19 protein-coding genes are annotated in these 16,015 nt (G+C 69.5%); 6 read left to right on the plus strand and 13 right to left on the minus strand.

Going from position 1 to position 16,015, the window contains the following annotated elements; all coding sequences use genetic code 11:
* Positions 1-2 precede the first annotated feature (2 nt).
* From repSA to ACZ6CV_RS11165, 11 genes are all read right to left on the minus strand, one after another.
* Positions 3-1,391: a replication initiator protein RepSA gene (gene repSA / locus ACZ6CV_RS11115; RefSeq protein ID WP_469250555.1), complete on the minus strand. Its 1,389-nt coding sequence runs from the start codon at positions 1,389-1,391 to the stop codon at positions 3-5.
* A complete protein-coding gene (locus ACZ6CV_RS11120) occupies positions 1,388-2,083 on the minus strand; it encodes a DNA methylase (RefSeq protein WP_469250556.1) in 696 nt (231 codons plus the stop codon). The genes repSA and ACZ6CV_RS11120 overlap by 4 nt, the downstream gene beginning before the upstream one ends.
* A complete protein-coding gene (locus ACZ6CV_RS11125) occupies positions 2,080-2,262 on the minus strand; it encodes a hypothetical protein (protein ID WP_469250557.1) in 183 nt (60 codons plus the stop codon). Before ACZ6CV_RS11125 ends, ACZ6CV_RS11120 begins: the two co-directional genes overlap by 4 nt.
* 93 nt (positions 2,263-2,355) lie before the next feature.
* Positions 2,356-2,733, minus strand: a complete 378-nt coding sequence (locus tag ACZ6CV_RS11130) for a hypothetical protein (RefSeq protein ID WP_469250558.1) — start codon at positions 2,731-2,733, stop codon at positions 2,356-2,358.
* 16 nt (positions 2,734-2,749) lie between these two features.
* Positions 2,750-2,938 carry a mobile element transfer protein gene (locus ACZ6CV_RS11135; RefSeq protein WP_469250559.1) on the minus strand — a complete coding sequence of 63 codons (189 nt, stop codon included), beginning with the start codon at positions 2,936-2,938 and terminating at the stop codon, positions 2,750-2,752.
* 18 nt (positions 2,939-2,956) lie between these two features.
* Positions 2,957-3,622, minus strand: coding sequence for a DUF2637 domain-containing protein (locus tag ACZ6CV_RS11140; RefSeq protein ID WP_469250560.1), 666 nt, complete (start codon positions 3,620-3,622; stop codon positions 2,957-2,959).
* A gap of 72 nt (positions 3,623-3,694) precedes the next feature.
* Positions 3,695-3,865, minus strand: a complete 171-nt coding sequence (locus ACZ6CV_RS11145) for a pRL2-8 (protein WP_469250561.1) — start codon at positions 3,863-3,865, stop codon at positions 3,695-3,697.
* A gap of 35 nt (positions 3,866-3,900) precedes the next feature.
* Complete coding sequence (locus ACZ6CV_RS11150) at positions 3,901-4,077, minus strand: hypothetical protein (protein WP_469250562.1); 177 nt, start codon at positions 4,075-4,077, stop codon at positions 3,901-3,903.
* A gap of 86 nt (positions 4,078-4,163) precedes the next feature.
* Complete coding sequence (locus tag ACZ6CV_RS11155) at positions 4,164-5,507, minus strand: FtsK/SpoIIIE domain-containing protein (protein ID WP_469250563.1); 1,344 nt, start codon at positions 5,505-5,507, stop codon at positions 4,164-4,166.
* Positions 5,508-5,509: 2 nt separating this feature from the next.
* A complete protein-coding gene (locus tag ACZ6CV_RS11160) occupies positions 5,510-5,839 on the minus strand; it encodes an SCO3933 family regulatory protein (protein WP_469250564.1) in 330 nt (109 codons plus the stop codon).
* A gap of 133 nt (positions 5,840-5,972) precedes the next feature.
* A complete protein-coding gene (locus tag ACZ6CV_RS11165; protein ID WP_469250565.1) occupies positions 5,973-6,752 on the minus strand; it encodes a GntR family transcriptional regulator in 780 nt (259 codons plus the stop codon).
* A gap of 18 nt (positions 6,753-6,770) precedes the next feature.
* Between ACZ6CV_RS11165 and ACZ6CV_RS11170 the strand changes: the two genes are divergently transcribed.
* Positions 6,771-7,247, plus strand: a complete 477-nt coding sequence (locus tag ACZ6CV_RS11170; RefSeq protein ID WP_469250890.1) for an NUDIX hydrolase — start codon at positions 6,771-6,773, stop codon at positions 7,245-7,247.
* A 485-nt stretch (positions 7,248-7,732) separates the two neighbouring features.
* Here the strand turns inward: ACZ6CV_RS11170 and ACZ6CV_RS11175 are convergent, their stop codons facing one another.
* Positions 7,733-7,900, minus strand: coding sequence for a hypothetical protein (locus tag ACZ6CV_RS11175; protein ID WP_469250566.1), 168 nt, complete (start codon positions 7,898-7,900; stop codon positions 7,733-7,735).
* 327 nt (positions 7,901-8,227) lie between these two features.
* On the opposite strand from ACZ6CV_RS11175, the gene ACZ6CV_RS11180 reads away from it, so the two are divergent.
* On the plus strand, positions 8,228-8,437 hold the full coding sequence (locus ACZ6CV_RS11180; RefSeq protein WP_469250891.1) for a hypothetical protein: 210 nt from the start codon (positions 8,228-8,230) through the stop codon (positions 8,435-8,437).
* Positions 8,438-8,578: 141 nt separating this feature from the next.
* Here ACZ6CV_RS11180 and ACZ6CV_RS11185 read toward each other — a convergent pair whose 3' ends face one another.
* Positions 8,579-9,271 carry a hypothetical protein gene (locus ACZ6CV_RS11185; RefSeq protein WP_469250567.1) on the minus strand — a complete coding sequence of 231 codons (693 nt, stop codon included), beginning with the start codon at positions 9,269-9,271 and terminating at the stop codon, positions 8,579-8,581.
* 307 nt (positions 9,272-9,578) lie between these two features.
* On the opposite strand from ACZ6CV_RS11185, the gene ACZ6CV_RS11190 reads away from it, so the two are divergent.
* From ACZ6CV_RS11190 to ACZ6CV_RS11205, 4 genes are all read left to right on the plus strand, one after another.
* The gene (locus ACZ6CV_RS11190; protein WP_469250568.1) at positions 9,579-10,607 is read left to right on the plus strand and encodes a helix-turn-helix domain-containing protein; all 1,029 of its coding nucleotides are present in this window, start codon (positions 9,579-9,581) and stop codon (positions 10,605-10,607) included.
* Positions 10,608-11,015: 408 nt separating this feature from the next.
* On the plus strand, positions 11,016-13,208 hold the full coding sequence (locus ACZ6CV_RS11195; protein ID WP_469250569.1) for an McrB family protein: 2,193 nt from the start codon (positions 11,016-11,018) through the stop codon (positions 13,206-13,208).
* Positions 13,205-14,518 (plus strand): 5-methylcytosine restriction system specificity protein McrC, encoded by a 1,314-nt coding sequence (locus ACZ6CV_RS11200; protein WP_469250570.1) that lies wholly within the window; start codon positions 13,205-13,207, stop codon positions 14,516-14,518. The genes ACZ6CV_RS11195 and ACZ6CV_RS11200 overlap by 4 nt, the downstream gene beginning before the upstream one ends.
* Before the next feature lie 106 nt (positions 14,519-14,624).
* A complete protein-coding gene (locus ACZ6CV_RS11205) occupies positions 14,625-16,004 on the plus strand; it encodes an alkaline phosphatase (protein WP_469250571.1) in 1,380 nt (459 codons plus the stop codon).
* Positions 16,005-16,015: the final 11 nt, after the last annotated feature.

Raw genomic sequence — 16,015 nt, forward strand, 5'->3', positions numbered from 1 at the left:
GGCTACTCCCCCTCTTCCTGAGTCGAGTTGAGACGTTCTTCGCGGACGATCTCGCGGTTCTGTTCGATGTCGCAGCGGATGTTGGCGGCGAGCCAGGATTCACCGGGGGTGTGGCCGTGGCCGGCGTAGGTCCAGTGGGCGAGGGTGAGCGTGGTGGCCTCGGGGTGGTCGTCGGGGTCGGGCAGTCCGAGGGCGGCGCGTTGTTGGGCGGCGCGGTAGTCGGCGCGGACCTGGCGCAGGGCGCCGAGGGTGGTGGAGTAGCGGCGGGACTTGGAGCTGAAGTGGCCGCGGAAGCCGAGCATGTGAGCCCACTCGCGCAGCCTTCGTTCCGGGTAGTCCGCGTGCAGATCGAGGCAGGCTTCGATGAGCCGGCGCGGATGGTCGGGCACCTCGAGCAGGACGAGGGCTTCCTTGTTGCCGATGCGGCGGTCCACGGTGCCGGTGGTCTCTGCGGCTTTGGTGGCGTACTTGGCGACGTAGGAGGCCACGGCCTGTTCGGTGAGGTCTTCGCCGTTGCCGAAGGCGCCGATGGGCTGGACGTCGAGCTGAGTTCCCCACCGCAGGATGCGGGCCGGGTGGCCACCGGCGGGGGGAACGTCCACCGCGACCCGAGTAGCAGCGGCCTGGATCGCGTCGTGGAGTAGGGCGAGGGTGGCCCAGACCGGCGGCGGGGTATCGGGCCCGTCGGGTCCGTCGAAGCGGATCACGGCATGGAAGTGCACGGCTCCGCGCTTCTGGTACTCGGCGACCTTGCCGAAGGAGAGCCGGGACTGTTCCCGGGCGGCTTTCTGGGTGAGCCCGGCGCGGGCGGCGATCTCGCGGCGCAGGTAGATCGTGAAGTAGCGCCACAGGTCGGAGGCGTGGTTGTTCCACAGCACCGCCCCCGCGTAGTCGTACGTGCCCGGGTCGAGGGCCGTGCCCAGCTCGGGAGCGTCCTCCGCGTGGTGGGTGCCGCAGCGGCAGGGCCGGTTGCCGGGGCGGTTGTGGACGGGGCCGAAGGACGGGGCGGTGAGGGTGGCGAAGACGCGGGGGTGATCGCGCACGGTGGGCGGGGTGCCCTTGTCCGGATCACCGGTGAGTCCGGCGCGGATCAGGTGGTAGGTGTCGCCAGCGTAGGTCCAGGCGCAGGACGGGCAGCGGGAGGCGCGACGGTTGCCGCACGCGATGCGGAGCCGGCCGCCGGGTTCGTTCTCGGTGGAGTAGGAGAACAGGGCCTGTCCGGTGGCGCGGTCGCGGGTGACGGTGGTGCCCTGGAGGTGGATCGGGTCGGAGCAGCCGCCGGTACGGCGGATCTGGTCTTGGAGGCGGTCGAAGCCGGGGGCCCCGGCCACCCGCAGAATGTCGGTGAGGGTGGCCGGGTCCAGGCCCGCCATGGTGGCGGTGTCGCTCACACCAGCACCTCCTGACGTGCAGTCAGGAAGGCGGTGCCGAGCCATTGTGTGTAGGCCGGTGGGATGGCCTCCGTCAGTTCTTCTCGGACGTCGGTCCAGGTGATGCCCATGGCTGCCTGCATCTCGGGGACCGTCGCCTTGCCGCCTCCGTTGCCGTATGCGGCGACATAGGGGCCTTCGCGGCGGACACCGTGGCGGTAGCCGCGCACGTAGCCACGGTGCTTGGGGTGAGCCGGCGAAGGGGTGGCCCACCGGCCGAGCTCGAAGTTGCGGTGCCGCAGCACGCCGAGCCCGAACATCTCCCCGCACAGCGACGCGTCCTTACGGATGCGGGCTTGGCCGTTGGGCTGCTCAATCACGTAGGGCAGGCCGCTCGCGTCGAGGAGTTCGCGGGTGGGGGCCACCAGGTCCTCATGAGTGCCGCCCCAGCCCCGAGAGTGGTTGGTGCCGACGGTGACAGCGCAGCCGGCTTGGCAGGGCGGGGAGGCGTGCACGAGCGTGTAGCGGCTGATCTCCCCGGTGGCGATCAGGTGGGCGAGGTATTCGAGGGCGTCACCCCGGTGGTACGGGAACGGGTAGCGGGGGCGGTCGGCGATGTCGCAGCCGTCGACCTGGAAGCCAGCGAGGTGGTACCCCCACCCGGCGCCCCCGGAGCAGGAGAACAGATCCAGTACCCGTGTCACGGCGGTCACCGCCCGGTCTTGGCGAGCGCGGCGGCCGGGGTGGTGCGGCCGGTGCCGTTGCAGGTGCGGCAGGGGGCACGGACGATCACGCGGGAGCCGTCGTGGTGGCGGTCGCCGGTGGTGATCGCCACGACCGGGAAGCCGTCGCAGTGGTGGCAGACCGGCATGTTCGAGGCGCGGACAGGCATGATGAGTACAGCCCTTTCGGATTGGAAGATCGGAATGGGGTGAAGCCGTCCGGGGCGGTGGAAACTTGGCGGTTGAGGCCGCCCCGGAGGGCCCTAGTACTTGCGGTAGCGGCTCCGTGACCGGACGGGCCGGGAGCGCGTGGGGCGCTTGCGCGGGGAGCGGGTGCGTCCCTTGACGGCACGGCCGGAGGAACTGCCCCGCTTGGCGCGGTTGAACGTGTAGCTGAGTCCGCAGCTCGCGGAGAGAACCGCGATGATCGATGCGGCGATGATCTGGACGACGAAGGCGATCACCAGCAGGACGACCACGGTGCCGGCGGTGATGGCCAGGGTGAGCAGGATCGGGCCCTTGTAGGAGCGGGGGGCTTCCTGCACGATCACGACCTTGGCCTTGCCGGCGTCGGGCGGGATCTGCCGATACAGCTCGGTGGGGATGTGTCCGGCGCGGAACTGCTCATCGGGCAGTTGCATGGGAGGACGCTCCTTGTCAGGCCGTGCAGCGGTGGGTGTTGGCGGCGAGTTCGGCAGCCGCGCGCCCGTGGTGGTCGGTGGAGAAGCCGCAGTTCGGGGCCGTGCAGGCGGCGGTGTGCTTGGTGCGTCCGCGTCCGTCGTTGTAGCTGGCGACCTTGACGGGCCCGATACGGATCACGTCGAAGAAGCGGTTCGGGCGGGGCATGGTGGATCTCCTTTCGTGTCAGGTGAGTTGGGCGGCGAGCGTGGTGGCGAGTGCTTCGGGCACACCGAGCCGTGTGCGCAGGGTGGCCGCGTCGATGGCCGCTCCGGTGCGCGCGTGGTGCTCGGTGGCGACCTTCCGGGCGTGCTCCACCAGCGCCGGCGGAACCCCGGGCGAGGCGGTTTCGGGAAGTTCCGGTGCCGAGACCGGCTCCGGGGCGGGCGCGGCGATTTCCTCGCGCTCCGGCGCCGGAACAGGGGCAGACGCTTCCGGCACAGGGGCCGGAGCGGCGGGCCCCGGCGGGACCGAGGCACCATCCCCGTCAGGGGTAGGCGAGTGGGCCAGGAGCGTGCCGCCGAGGAAGGCCAGCGCGGGCCAGCCGGCGACACCGAACCGCAGCCAGGCCGGGGGGTGTTGCATGTCGAGGAAGCCGGCGGTGGCGACGTTGGCGCCGAGCGAGGCGACCAGCGCGACCAGGAACCAGCACCAGGCCAGCCCGGAAGGTCCACCACTGCGCAGCCGGCGCCAGGCGGCGACCAGCAGCAGGTCGACGGAGATCGGGTAGGCCCAGGCTTTCCAGCCGTCCTGTCCGGCGGCGGCGGCCAGGTCGTGCAGGTGGGCGAAGGACAGCGCACCGGCGATCACGGCTTGCACGAGTACGGCATCCAGGCGGATCGAGCGGGACATGTCCTCACCTCCTTCGCGGGGTAGAGCCGGGGCGGGGCGGGGATCACGTCTTGCCGCCCGGCCCCGGCGGGATCAGCGGCGGTCGAAGCCGGGGCAGCCGTTGACCAAGTGGTCCACGCACTGCGGGCAGTCCCCCTTCAACCCCTTGTGGACCGTGCGGTCGTAGGCGTGGCTCCAGCACTGCGGACACTCGCCTTCGGGGATGGAGTCGGCGGTACGCGGCGACTTTGCAAACAGAGCCATCACGAATCCCTTTCTTTCTTGTTGGCGGTGGGTGTTCATTCCTGGAGTGCTTCGCCCGAGCCCCAGCACGCCGTGCACAAAGCGGCCTGCTGATCAGCGGTGGCGCGGCCCTTGCGGGCGCCGACCCGGACGGTTTCCGTGATCTCGCCCTTGCCCTTGCAGTCCGGGCACTTCTTCGCCCGGGGCTTGACGGCGGGCTTGCGTGCGGCCATGAGCGGATCTCCCTTCGGTTTTTGGCATGGGCGGGGTAGGGACGCGGCGCGAAGACGCTCACGCCAGCCGGGAAGGAGCGGGGGTGTTACTCGGTGACCGGGCGCGGAGCCACCAGCGGCGAGGCCGGTACCGGAGCCGTCGCCGGCGCGGTGCGGACCTGCGGCCGGAACGGAGCCAGAAAGGCCAGATCCGGAGTCAGGTGGGCGAACTCGCGGCAGATCGCGGCCGCTTCAGCGGGGCTCATGGCGGGGGTGCGGATGCGAGACCAACCGCCGGAAGCATCGCCGGCCACTGCCACCCCGGGACGATCCGGCGGGATCGTCGTCACCGCATGGACCGCTTCAGGGGCAATGTCCCCCAGGCCCATGTCGCCGGTCTGCTTGTCGTTGACCCGGTGCACCACACGGCCGGTGAGCTGAGCGCGCAGCGTGGTGGCGCCCTTGCCCAGATCGGAGCCGAAGCGCTGCCCGCAGATCTCCAGGTAGATGCCGATGGCGCGGGCCATCTGCGCGAGGCGGACCATCTGCATGACCATGCGGTCCCGGCGTTCCTCATCCCTCTTCGCGGCCACGAGGAACAGTTCCGCCACCTCATCGACCAGCACCACCAGCGGTATCGGCCGGGACGCTTCGGGCAGATCCCACAGGTCCGAGACGCCGTGCAGGTTCAGCAGGTCGAAGCGGTCTTCCATCTCGGTGACCAGCGCATCGAGCAGGGAGGAGGCTTCCGCCGGGGTGGTCGCCAAGGCCGACAGGCGGGGCGCATACGCACTCTGTTCCACCCCGCGCTTGCAGTCGACGCCGACCAGCCCCACCGGCAGCTTCGCGAGGCCGGCCACCAGATTGCGCTGATACACCGACTTGCCCGACTGATTCGCGCCCAAGGTCAAGGCGTGCGGCACCTTGCGATACTCCCGGGCGAAGACCGAGCCGTCCTCCCGCAGAGCGACAGGCACAACCATCGGCCCATCAACCCTCGCGCGGCGGGGCATGCGGACCGTGGCCAGCACGTCATAGCCGGTCATCCGCAGTTCGACGACGCCCGGCCGGGTCTCCCCCACGATCACCGACCGCACCCCCCAGGCGTGCCGCAACCGCTCCGAGGCCGCCGCAACATCTGCTGGTTCCAGGCCGGCGGGAAGCCGCAAGGACACGACCAACCCGGTCGAGGTGGGCCGCACCCGGCGGACCTTCGGAGGCTGCGGCCGAACCTCCCGGCGCCCCAGATTGCGCGTCATGAACGCCCGCAGACCCGAAGGCTGCACCGTCAGCCCACACACCTCCATCGTGGACCGGAAGGTCAACATGAACCGGCCCCAAGCCAGCGGCAGACCCACCAGCGACCAGTACACGCGCGGGGCACGCACCTTCGCGAAGCCGAGCCCCACGGCGACCACCACGAAAGCGGCCAGCACTAACCAGGTCGCCATGATCAGACCCCCGGCGTGATCGCGACCGCGCGGAACGAAATCCCGTGACGCTTCTGGCCGTTGAACTCGTTCTCCCAGTCACGCGCCTTGAGGCCGACCACCGAGACCGGCGTACCCGGGGCCAGGTCCTGCGGGACACCCGTCTCCGGCACAGCCACCTGGTAGAGGTTGCCCTCACCCTCATCCGACACCAGCAGGCCCACCGTCGACAGGCCCGCGCCGGTGTCCCGGTCCACGGCCCGCTCACCGGTCTTCTTGTTCACCATCTTCGGCTCCGGCGCAGTCGCCACGAACACGATCGCGGTCGAAAGATCGATCTTGAAGGACGGCATGACGTCTCCTCTATACGAGCTCCACTCCTGCACTCATGTACAGGAGTTATGGCTAGAAGAGTGCCCAACTCCTGTACATGAGTCAAGGGGCTTCCGCTCTACGTCACCTGGTTGGCTGGAAAGTGAAGACCCGTCAATCCCGCGCAGCGAAACGGTAGTCGAGAACGAACTGGTCAGCCGCCATGATCGTGTCGCAGACCTCCACGACGCGATCAGCATCCGTCATTGCGTTCCGGACAAGGTGGATCACTGGCGCCCCTGGACTCAGAGCCAGGGCGGCCCCCTCAGCCTTCGTCGCGAGCCGGGCGCTGACCGTCTCCACGAACTCCACGAGCAGGTGACCGTGTTCCTCCAGGCGGGCATAGATGCCGCCCCCGCCGGGGTTCTCCGCGAACATCTCTGGGATGTCCTTCACCACGTCCCACGGAAGGTAGGAAGTCGCCTCTTCGGTCGGAACGCCATCTCGGAAGTAGCGCCGCTTGCGGGCCAGAACCTTGGAGCCAGCCGGCACTTCGAGCCGCTCGGCAATCTCCGGTGGCGCATCAACCGGACCGACGAACAGCACGTTGACCGAGGGCACACCGCCCGACTGCTCTGCCTCAGCCAGATAAGCCGCTTTCCCTGCCTTGCGGTGGGCCCTGCGGAATCGGTCGGAGGACTTTCGCTGAACGGGCGGCCGTGCACGCACGAAGGAACCGCGCCCGTGGTGCGTCTCGATCAACTGTGTCGCGCGGAGTTCTGCTACCGCCTTACGCACCGTGCCTGACGCGACCCCGTACCGGGTCATCAGATCAGACTCGCTAGGCACGGGAGCCCCAGGCGCAAGCGCGCCCGAATGGATCTGCGCGGCTAGGTCGTCCGCGATCTGTAGGTACTTCGCCTTCGCCGAAGACGTCACGCTGCCACTCGCCATAGTCCTACAGTCTCTCCTATTCTCCTGTACATGAGTAACAGCGCCCCTCAGAAGCCGTCAATGCCCCTTCACTCCGTATCCGTGGCAGGGGTTGTCGTGCGTGAAGACGGGAACGTCCTGGTGATCCGTCGTGCCGACAACGGGCGTTGGGAGCCACCGGGCGGGGTGCTGGAGCGGGATGAAGCCATTGAAGATGGGGTGTGCCGCGAGGTCTACGAAGAGACCGGGGTCAAGGTGCACGTCGAGCGGCTCACCGGGGTCTACAAGAACATGACATTGGGCGTCGTCGCCATGGTCTTCCGGTGCCGCCCGGACGGTGGACACGAACAGCTCTCGGACGAGTCGACCGCCGTCACATGGCTTACCCCCGACGAAGCCATGAACGCGATGAGCGAGGCCTACAGCGTCCGCATCGCAGACGCCCTCACCGACAACTTGGCACCCCACATCCGAACCCATGACGGACAGAAGCTGACCGACCCGGACGGCAACTAGACCACCGCCTCCGAGAGACCAAGAGCTGTTACAAGTTTCTCTACCTCATCAAGCACCCGGCTGCGCTCCGCTCCGCCGGGCGGGCTTCCCGGCTCCGCTCGGGGCTGCCGCTCCTGCCTTCGGCCCGCTCCGCCCCGGCTGCGCCGACGCCCGCCCACACGTGGATAGGCCCGGAGGTTATGAGTCGAGCACCCGACGAACGCAGCCCACGGTCACTGACGATGCCTCCGGCGGGGGATCGGCCGGCACCGGGATGGAGGGGGCTCCGTTCCCGGCCGCGGGCACATCGTGGCGAGCGTTGGGGGCTCCCATCCCGTCCACCATCGACCCAGGCAGAGCCGAGCAGACGCGGCCCATGGCGTCCAGGTCGTTCGTACAGTGGCGCGCTCCACCTGGACGCCATGAACCACGCCCGCTCCACGGTGTGTGGGTCGACGGCGGACGGGATGGGAGCGGGGTGAGTGGTGGGCTGGGATAACCGCCGGTCAGCTCGTAGCGGGGGTGAATCCGCGCTCGGTCAAGAGATTGATTTCGTAGCCCCCATCTCCCCGAATGATGGTGTCTGAGTCCCAAGCAAGCTCAACGTCGTCCAAGCCGTAAGTACGTACCATGTAGTCATAGTTGCGCAGGGCGGTGATGGTCTCCTCAGTCATGGGGGGATCGTAGTTCGACCAACTCACACCACGCTGGTGATCTCATAAGCTAGGAAGTCCGGCTGTGCCAGACCCGTGCCAGGTTGGGCGGGGAGCCACGGGGAACGGCGGGGCAACGGGCCGCCAGCGTCAAGGTCTGCGAGGCCACTCCGTCGCAGGTCAGACGCCCAAACTCGCCTAGATCACCCGAGCTTCCCAAGCTGAGAGTGCGAGTTCGATTCTCGTCACCCGCTCTTGTTGAACCCCCAGGTCATGGATCTGGGGGTTCTTTGTTGCCTGGGCGCGGGGGCGGGCGTGAATGGGCGTGCCCGTGAGAGCGGGGGCGGCATGATCTGGGTGGGGGCGGCCGGTGAGCAGGAGACGTACGTGGCCAGAGGGGTGCCGGGGGGCTACCGGGTCTGGGACAACCATGGTCGGAGGTGGTGGGGCGCTTTCTATGCGCTGTGCCCTGACGATCTCCTGGTCGAGCTCAATGGCCGGGGTGACCGGGCTCGGATCACCGAGCTGATGAAGCGGTACCGGGCGCTGAAGCGGTAGGCGGGGCCCTGCATACGCGGAGCGCTCGGCCGACTCGTCGCCAAGGCGTCGTCGCCAGGGTCCCCTCCGTCACTCGGTCGCGGAGGCTGCGGAGGTCGCGGAGGTCGCGCAGGCTGCGGAATGAGGCGACCGTAGTCGGGGTCAGGCGTTGATCGTTCGTAGGAAGTGGTCCGCGTCGCACGGGCCCGTCAGGTGGCCCAGCTCCAGCCATGAGCCGTCGCTGAAGCGGAGCTTGAACGTGGCGTAGCCGCGTGGCTGGTTCGGGTCGCCCTCGGCGCGGGCCTCGCTCAGGGGGAATTCCGCCACCGTCCGGAAGTCGTCCGCCGCGGTCGGGAACAGGCGGCGGCCCGGTGACGCAGCCACGTGGATGTGGTCCTGCGTCAGCAGGATCAGGCGGGTCTTGCTGGGGGAGTCGCTGTACCAGCGCAGCAGCAGGCGGCCCGCCGTCAGGGACCAGTCGCCGTCGAAGGGGGCGTCAGGGGGTGGGGTGTCGTCAGCCGGTCCGCCGTCGGCGTTGGCGTTGGCGTCGGCGTTGGCTTCGCGGGTTCGCCGCTTCGGGCCGATCCGCCACCAGCCCCGCTCCCGGTTCAGCGCCGCCCCCAGCCTCTCGACGAACATGTCGAGCAGGATGTACGGGACCACGAGGAAGAAGAACACCACCGCCCCCACGTACAGCAGCCAGTGGTGCCGCGACTTCAGCCGGCCCTTGCCCGCGGCGCGGTGGACCTCCTTGGGCGGGGCGGGGATCGGCTTGTGCAGCTCGCACCAGACCAGGGCTATCGGGTCCTCACCCAGGATCTTCCGTGCCCGCCGCCGGACCTTGCGCTTCGCCATGGCGATGATCTTAGGCGGGGAGGGGCGGCTCGACGCGGGTGGGCAGGCTCGGGTCAGTCTGCCGGGACGAACCGTTCCCCAAGGGACGGACCGCTGTCAGCCGCCGGGGGTCGGGCCCCGCACCCAACAGGGCCTCAGCGACGGCCAGTTCCAGCCAATACCGTGCCGGCCTCTCAGGACGCCTCCCCGGCCGTAGCCGGTCTCGGTTAGCGTCGACGTCCTGCCTGCGGACGCAGCCTGCGAGGCGTGGGCACAGGGGGCGGAGGAGACGAGGGGGGCGTACGAGCGTACGAGGAAGTGGGCAAGCATGATGCGAGCGAGCCTGTCCAGCGAGGCCGTGCCCCCGGCGGAGCGGTTCGACTGGTGGTACGGGAAGAAGTCCGCGTCGCCGATCTCGACGACGCTGCACAGCGACTTCACCGATGACTTTCCCGTCAGGGTCGACCACGTGGACCTCGGGGCGACGACCCTGACCACCATGGCGTACCCGTCGGCCGAGGTGCGGCGCACCGCGCGGCACATCCGTAGGGGTGACCCCGACAGTCTGCAGGTCTCCCTGACGTTGCAGGGACACAGCGGGTTCGAACAGTGCGGCCGCAACGTCCGGTTCGGGGCCGGCAACCTCCTCCTCTACGACTCCTCCTCACCCTTCGCGGGGTGGATGCGGCGCCTCGACGGCAGTGGCGCCCCCAACGCCCCCACCCGCAGCATCGTGGCCACGCTCCCCCGCCACCTGCTGCCCTTCCCGGCCGAACGGCTCGCCACGGTCCTCGCCAAACCGATGTCGGGGGAGGAGGGTTTCGGGGCGCTGCTCGCCCACTTCATGCGTCAAGTCACGGATGACGTGGGGCAGTTCGGGGACGGGGACGGCTCCTCCGAGCGGCTCTCCCACACCCTCGTCGACCTCGTCGGGCATCTGGCCGCTCAGCATCTCGACCGGGAGCGCGAACTTCCGCCGGAGAGTCGCCGGCGCACCCTGCTGCTGCGCGTGCAGAGCCACATACGGCGTCACCTACGGGATCCCGCCCTGAACCCCGAGAGCATCGCCGTCGCCCACCACATCTCCACCCGCTATCTGCACCGGCTCTTCCAGGAGCAGGGGCTCACCGTCTCCTCCTGGATCCGGCAGCTCCGCCTCGAACGGTGCCGGCGCGCGCTCGCCCACCCCGCCCTCGCCTCCGTGCCGGTCGGCGCGATCGCCGCCCGCTGGGGCTTCACCCAGCCCGCCGTCTTCACCCGCGCGTTCCGCGCCGCGTACGGGGTGACGCCCAGCGACGTACGCGCTCGCGCGCTCGCGACCGGGTACGCGCGGTCACGTCCGACGGCCGCGCGCTGACGGTCAGTGTCACGGCGTTACCGCGTTACCGCGTTACCGCGTTACGGCCGTGCGCTGGCGGTCAACGGGTGTGCGCTCCTGGTCAAGGACACCGGCTGAGGTGGCCGGAAGACTCGTGCCCGGCGGCGAGATCGGGGCCGGGAGCTCAAGGCTCCGGTTTCGGGGGACCGTCGCCCGTGTCCGCCGCCGCGCCCGTGTCAACGGGGGAGGGCGCCGGGGCGCGCACGCCAGGTGGGCGGCGTGCCGGACCACTTCCGTCCGGCACGCCGCCCTGGGCTCGACCGGTCTCGCCCCGGGGCGCCGGGTCCGGCCTTCGGCACCGGGCTCGTCTCGTCGGCGGGCGCCCTGATCCCCATGAGGTTCCCTGCAACGCCGCGTGGGGTTCACGGGATGCGAAAGAATGCTCGCATGGGTGAGGGTGGGGACTTCTTCGACGGCCTGGCGGCGCGCGTCGCACGCTTCGATCACGACGCGGCCGAACGCGCCGCCGACCGGGCGGAGCAAGAACGACAACGAGTGTTGGACGAGTTCCCACTGAAGTCCTGGGCCGATCTTCCGCTGGAGCGATACGCGTTGGGGCCCGCCTCCTACGCCAGCCCTCTGCACTCGTTCTGCCGTCTGCTGGAGTACGGAACCAACACCATCGGCAGCATCCGGGGCGGCAGCGCGGCGAAGCACATCGTTTTCCAGCACAGGACCGGTGAATGGCGGGTCGTCCCGAGTTCACTGCGCGGGCTCGGCGTGCGTGAGGCCTGGGCGGAGGTGCGGGACGAGTTCGTGAGCGCCTTCGCGGCGGCCGGCGAGGAGGCGTACGAACGCATCGACGAGCTGGAGTCACTGTCGTACGGGCAGGCTCTGACCACCAAGGCCCTGGCGATCTACTTCCCCGGCCAGTTCCTGCCGATCTTCTCGGCCCCGCACGTCCGTCATTTCACCGAGCTCCTGGGCCGCCGCCCGAACCAGTACTCCTCCGGCGTACGGACCTGGCGAGCCAACCGTGAACTGCTCCAACTCGTGCGGAACGTACCCGAGTTCCGTGGATGGAGTCCGCACGCGGTCATGCGGTTCCTGTACACCTTCCACGACCCCCGGCCGCGGGATCGCATGATCTGGAAGATCTCGCCGGGCGAGCGGGCCATGCTCTGGCACGACTGCCTCGCCAACCGTCGCATCCGGATCGGGTGGGACGAGGTCGACAGCCTCGGGCAGTACGAGAGCGACCAAGAGCTCAAGCAGGCCCTGGATCATCACTGGCCGTACAGCACCGGAGCGAATCTGCGGCTCGCCCGGCAACTGCTCGCCTTCCGCGACCTGGAGCCCGGCGACCTGATCGTTGCCAACCACGGGAAATCCGAGGTGCTGGCGGTGGGCACGGTCACCGACGGTTACTCGTACGACGCCAGCCTGGAGGACCACCGGCACACCGTGGGCGTGGACTGGGACACGTCCTACTACCAGGTCTTCGACTCTCCGCGGCACGCCTGGCAGCAGACGCTCGCCAAGGTGTCGGCCACGCTATGGCGGGAGATCAGGGACGGGCGCAAGGCGGCTCTCGCCGAGGGCGATCATGCCGCACCGGGTACCGGCACGAGCACCGATACGGGGACCGACACCGATCAGGATGCGGAGCTTCCCGAGCTGGTACGCACGGTCCGGGATCTGCTCGCCCACAAGGGACAGGTCATCCTGCAAGGGCCGCCGGGTACCGGCAAGACCCGCCTGGCCCTCAGCGTCGCGCTGGCCATGGCGGGTTACGGCGACCGCGTCGACGCGCCTCCGGAGGACCGTGGCAAGGCGCTGGCCGAGTTGTCAGAAGTACCGGTGGGGGCCTCGGCCGCCCGCCTCACCTTGGTGACCTTCCACCCGTCCTACGGGTACGAGGACTTCGTCGAGGGCTTCAAGCCGGATACAGCGGCGGATGGTGCCGGGCTCCATCTGAAGTTGACGGACGGGCTGTTCCGGCGGGTCTGCGCAGCGGCCACTGCGGCCCCGGACCAGACCTTCCTGCTCGTGGTGGACGAGATCAACCGCGGGGATCTGCCCAGGATCCTGGGTGAGCTGGTCACTCTGCTGGAACTCGACAAGCGGGACTCCCTCTCCATCACTCTGCCCACGAGCGGGCGGCAGCAGATGGTGCCGGGGAACGTCCGCATCATCGGAACCATGAACTCCGCCGACCGGAGCGTCGGCCACATCGACTCCGCGATCCGGCGCAGGTTCGCCTTCCTCGACGTACCGCCGGATCTGGACGTGTTGGACGGCGAGGTCGAGGGCCTCGGGCTCGCCGACTTCCTGCAAGGCCTGAATGCCAAGCTCGATGTCGCCTTCGGGCCGGACCATCTGCTCGGTCAGGCCTATCTGCTCGCCGACGACCGGCCGCTCGTCACCGCGGAACAGCTCTCCAACGCCTTCCACCACGAGATCGTGCCCCTTGTGGCCGACTACTGCCTCGGCCAGCCCGACCTGCTCAGAAGCGTGCTGGGCTCGCTGGTGAACGAGCACACCGGGCGCGTCGTGCAGACCAACCCGCGGGACCTGCCCGGGATCCTCGCCGACGAGTTCGTCGCCACGGAGGCACTGGACGAGGTCATGCACGGATGACGGGACACGAGGTGGTCCTCAAGGAACACGAGTCCGTCACCGTTTCCCGCTCCAAGCTGTACGGGGACGACCTTGACCGGCTTCGAGCGGCCACTGGCGTGGCCGTCACGGAGACGCGGGACGGATATGTGCTCAAGGCGAGGGCTACCACCGGCGTTCTCCAGCTCGATCGGATACGGCTGGTGGTGCGGCCCAAGTTTCAGATCGACGGCAGACGTCTGATCGACTGGCTCTGCTACGCGAACGACCGGCGCGAGCCGGACGAGACGCTGCGCAACTGGCCCATCGGCCGGGACGGATACGCGGGGCTCGTGCCCGCCGCCCTGCTGCACGAGTGCCGTCTGTTGCTCGGACGTGGCCTGCGCCGGGACTACGTACGACGGAAGCGCGTCGACTCCGCCCTGCGAGGGCGACTCGACGTGGAGGCCCAGGCGACCCGCTGCTACGGGGCGGTCGACCGGCTCCATCTCCAGACCTTCGAGTACGAGGACGGCGGCTGGGAGAACGTGGTGTGCGGGGCCGCCCTGACCGTGGCGGCCCGTCGGTCGACGGACGCGCGGCAGACGAAGTGGCTGCTCGATGCCGCCGCGCACTTCCCCTGCCCGCGGCAGCCGCTCGACGCGCTCGCTTTGCTCGCACGCGCCCGGTATACGCGACTGAACGCCCACTACCGGGCCGCGCACGCCTGGGCCAGGATGCTGCTCGGCGGGGGTGGCGTCACCGATCTGCTGGAGCCTCACGGCTTTGGTGCGAAAAGCCTGCTGCTCAATCTGAACGTCCTGTGGGAGAACGTCGTCCGGCGGATGGCCGTCGAGGCGGCCGTGCAGGTGGGCGGAAGGAGTGCCCGGCTGGACGAAGGGGCGATCAGGACGTCCGGGGGCCTCAACGACAGGACTCCCCCGTTCCGGCCGGACGCCCTGCTGGCCTTCCCGCCACCGGCCGGTGAGAGCACCGCGACCCGGTTCCTGGTCGTCGACGCGAAGTACAAGGGGTACGAGGAGAAGAACGTCTCCTCCACCGACCGTCACCAGCTCCTCACCTACATCGCCGGATACACCGACCCTGCCGCCCCGCTCGCCCTCGTGGTCCATCCCTCGCCGGATGGCCCCGTCCGACGTGTGTTGCGGGTCGAGGGCCCGCGCGGGCGCCTGGGACTCATCGAGGTGCTGGGTCTGGATACGCGCGACGCACCGAAGGACGCGTCCGGGCCACTGCGCGAGGCGATCGCCGGCTTCGCGGGCGTGGGCGGCGCGGGGTCCGCCAATCCCGTCGTCCCGCCAGGGGCCGCCGCTTCCGCCGCGTCGCCGTGACTCGCGTCGTCCCCGTGACATCGAGAAGGCACCCGTACGTCCCGTTCGGTTCATGTGGCGCTGGTGAGGTGGCCGGACCGTACCAGGACGTTTCGAGGAGTTCTCCGTGGTCAGACCGCATCTGTCCCCCACCCGTCGTCGCCTGACCGTGGTCGCGGCCGTCGTCGCCGCCTCCGCCGTGGCGGTGACCGTCACCGCCTCCGCCGGGGCCTCCGACACCCGGGGCCAGGCCCGGCGGGCCATCCAGGACGGCACGGCGAAGAACGTCATCCTGCTCATCGGTGACGGCATGGGCGACTCCGAGATCACCCTCGCCCGGGACTACACGGTGGGGGCGAACGGACGGCTCGACATGGACAAGTTCCCGCTGACCGGCGCGTACACGACGTACTCGGTGCACAAGGACGGCACGCCCGACTACGTCACCGACTCCGCCGCCTCCGGTTCCGGCTGGGCCACCGGCGTGAAGACCGTCAACGGGCGCATATCGAAGACGCCGGGCAGCGACAAGGCCGTACCGACGATCCTCGAACTCGCGCAGAAGAAGGGGTACGCGACCGGGTCCGTCACCACCGCCGAGCTCACGGACGCCACCCCCGCCGTGCTCGCCTCGCACGCCACCGACCGCAGCTGCCAGGGCCCCGCCGACATGGCCAAGTGCCCGACGGACACCATCGCCGCGGGCGGGCCGGGGTCCATCGCCGAGCAGAGCGTCAACCACAAGGTCGACGTGCTCCTCGGCGGCGGCAGGCAGCGGTTCGACCAGAAGGTCACCGACGGCAAGTACAAGGGGCTCACGGTCACCCAGCAGGCCAAGCGTCTCGGGTACCAAGTCGTCACGGACGACCGGCAGTTGCGAGCCGTCAAGGGTGGCAAGCCCGTCCTTGGGCTCTTCGCACCCGGCAACGTACCCGTCGAGTGGACCGGCAAGGCCGCGGCCAAGGGCGGCACCGAGCCGCAGCGCTGCACGACCGCCAACCCGGGCCGCCCGGCCGGCACGCCCGCGCTGCAGGACCAGGCGAGCAAGGCCATCAAGCTGCTGGAGGCCAAGCAGAAGGCCAAGAAGAGCAAGCGGGGCTTCTTCCTGCAGATCGAGGGCGCGTCGATCGACAAGCAGGACCACGCCGCCGACCCGTGCGGTCAGATCGGCGAGACGGCGGCGTTCGACCGCGCGGTGAAGGTGGCCCGCGCCTACGCGGCCGAGCACCCCGACACGCTGGTCGTGACCACCGCGGACCACGCGCACACAAGCCAGATCGTGCCGCTCGACGCGCAGCCGCCCGGCCTCTCCTCCACGCTCGTCACGGACGAGGGCCAGCAGCTGAAGGTCAACTACTCGACGAACACGCCGGGCGCCTCGCAGGAGCACACCGGCACGCAGGTGCGGATCGCGGCGCAGGGCCCGCAGGCGTACCGGGTCCTCGGCGTCACCAACCAGACCGACCTGTTCGGGACGGTGCGGGACGCGCTGGGGCTGCGGCGCTGAGCTGATCGCGG

The organism is Streptomyces sp. NPDC041713, from assembly GCF_055591085.1.